Consider the following 2341-nt stretch of genomic DNA (forward strand, 5'->3'; position numbering starts at 1 on the left):
GCCAACGAGCGGCTCGAAGCGCTCCGCCGCCTTGCCTGCACCACCTTCGCCACCCGGGGCGAGCCGGCAGAGACCAGTATCCGCCAGGCTCTGCAGGCGGGCTTCAGCCGCGACCAGATCGAAGGCCTGAAGCGGCTCGCATCCGGCTTCCAGCCCCAGTTCAGCTAGGCGAGCGGCCTTTCCGGTTGCCGCCATCGCCCGTTGCGCGTTAGGAGCGGCACAGTCGGGGAGTAGCGCAGCCTGGTAGCGCATCTGCTTTGGGAGCAGAGGGTCGCAGGTTCGAATCCTGTCTCCCCGACCATTTTATCGCGCAAGCGATTGGAAATCCGCCTTTATAGGTGGCCCGGACGGGGGTGCTGAGACCATAATCAGCACACACGGCGCGGGCACACCGGAAGGTGTTGATGGCCCGTATCCCGCACGCTCACCGCATCGACGGCCGCTATGTCTGGCGCCGCCGCGTACATTTCCGAAAAATTATCTCTAACGTCGTAGCGTTTCGGCTGCGGACGGCCGATCCCGCGATCGCCCGTTGCCGCGCGGCGCGCCTGGCGGTGCGCTTCGATGAGGTGAAGGGGCAGATCGAACGCATGCTGGAGACCGGCAGGCCGCTCAGCGGCGGTGAAATCGACGCCTTGTTTCGCCTGGAGCTCGAGCGCGAGCTGTCCCAGATCGTTCACGACGCCTATGAGAATGCGAGTTGGTCCCGCGACATGGCCGAGAATGCCGTGCCGCTGGCAGAGGCGTATCGGATCGCGCGGCGTCCTGATCGACCCCGCCGCCTGAGCGAAGCGCAGCGCGCGGAGCTCGCAGGCCGCCTGCACTCCGCCGATGTGCAGGCAGTCGAAGAATATCTGGCCGAGTTCTGCTACCAAATCACTGACGAGGAGGTCCGCAGTCGGCTTGATGTCATCGGCGTGACCAATCCGGAGTGGCAATTGCCTCAGCGCGGGCGCATATTCTGCGTGCTCGCGCGGCAGCCTGGATGACCGGCCAACGCGTCTTCGACGACTTCGTCATGGATGCGGCCGATCCGGTCCGGGCGCTGCTTCAGCATGCTGAGCCGGCGGTGTACGCATCGCCGACCGGATCACCTAACCTGCAGCACGACCTGAGCGGCTCCCAGCGCCCCTTCATCGCTTATGACGAGCGGCGCTTTAGCGCGGTGATCGACGAGATCGTGGAGCAGCTTCGCCGGGAAGGGGTTTGGAGCCGCACCAACGATCAGCCGCGGCGCATTCTGCAGACTTTCGCGTGGATCACAGGCGACAAGAAGGTCGGCGACTACGGCCACATGGATGTTGATGTATTCAAGCAGGGGCTCATGCGCCTGCCCAAGGATTTCAGGTTTGGCGCCATGCAGCGGCCCTTCGCCGAAGTTGTCGCCGAGTTGCCGCCACTTCAGCGCTCCGACGAGCGCCACGCCAAGACGATCAATCGCGACCTCAGCACCATGTCGCGCGTCTCGCGCCATCTGGCGCTCACCTCCTGGAAGCCGAGGTACCCGGGCCCGTTGGTGCTCGATTTCGCTGCAGCGACGATCACCGTGAAGAAGAAGGCTGGCGATGACCCGCGGCCGCCGTGGACCAAGGAGCACCTCTCATTGCTGTTCAGCTCGCCGCTGTTCACGGAGGGCGGCGGTACGCTGAGGCGCCTCCATGCCGTTGGTGAGGGCCGGGTCTATCACGATGCCGCCTATCGGGTTCCGCTGATCTGCTACTACCACCACACCTGCCGCGAAGAGACCTGCGGCTTGCGTGTCGACGAGATCCGAACCGATCACGGCATCCCGACTTTCGAATCAAAGCGAACGACGTCCGCGGCCGCGATGGCGAGCTCGCGGGCGAAAAGCGGGCGGCTCGGCGCCGCGTGCTGCCGATTCACTCAGAGCTGATCCGCCTAGGTTTCCTCGATTATGTGGAAGCGATCCGGGCCGAGGGTCACGTCGCGCTGTTTCCCGAGCTCTACCGCACTGACGGTAAGCGTGGTGGCCAGCAGTTCTACGCCATCGCTTGGCACCACATGGTGGACTGGATCGGCGCGCGCATGGAGCTGCCGCGCAACGCGTCCGGCAAGGGACCGGGCCTGCATAGCATCCGCGCCCTCGGCTCCAGCTTCTATGAGGTCGACGGGGTCAACGAGAACATGCGTGCTGATGTGATGGGCCACGCACGCACGTCGGTGAATGGGAAGCACTATTCAAGCGGATGAGCACCGAAGGCGCCGAGGTTGTTTTGACGGAGCGCCGCGAGTTCATGGCGCGCTATGTGCCGGTGATCACCTCGGAAGTGCCGGCCTCGCCCATCCGGCTACTGCCGCTTGCTCAGCGATCGCGCGTCGG

The 2341-nt window shown here is 64.8% G+C and carries 3 protein-coding genes and 1 tRNA gene; all 4 read left to right on the plus strand.

Going from position 1 to position 2341, the window contains the following annotated elements; genetic code table 11:
• Positions 1-224: 224 nt before the first annotated feature.
• Positions 225-301 (plus strand) — tRNA-Pro (locus VF662_RS14715).
• Positions 302-404: 103 nt separating this feature from the next.
• Entirely contained in the window at positions 405-989 is a 585-nt protein-coding gene (locus VF662_RS14720) for a hypothetical protein (RefSeq protein WP_464142597.1), read from the plus strand.
• On the plus strand, positions 986-1894 hold the full coding sequence (locus tag VF662_RS14725) for a hypothetical protein (protein ID WP_464142599.1): 909 nt from the start codon (positions 986-988) through the stop codon (positions 1892-1894). Before VF662_RS14720 ends, VF662_RS14725 begins: the two co-directional genes overlap by 4 nt.
• A complete protein-coding gene (locus VF662_RS14730) occupies positions 1870-2211 on the plus strand; it encodes a site-specific integrase (protein WP_464142601.1) in 342 nt (113 codons plus the stop codon). The genes VF662_RS14725 and VF662_RS14730 overlap by 25 nt, the downstream gene beginning before the upstream one ends.
• Positions 2212-2341 lie beyond the last annotated feature (130 nt).

Source organism: Allosphingosinicella sp. (assembly GCF_036387215.1).
Classification (GTDB): domain Bacteria; phylum Pseudomonadota; class Alphaproteobacteria; order Sphingomonadales; family Sphingomonadaceae; genus Allosphingosinicella.

Coding starts and splice junctions, on each gene's coding strand:
- VF662_RS14720 (WP_464142597.1), top strand. CDS start 405: ATGGCCCGTATCCCGCACGCTCACCGCATCGACGGCCGCTATGTCTGG.
- VF662_RS14725 (WP_464142599.1), top strand. CDS start 986: ATGACCGGCCAACGCGTCTTCGACGACTTCGTCATGGATGCGGCCGAT.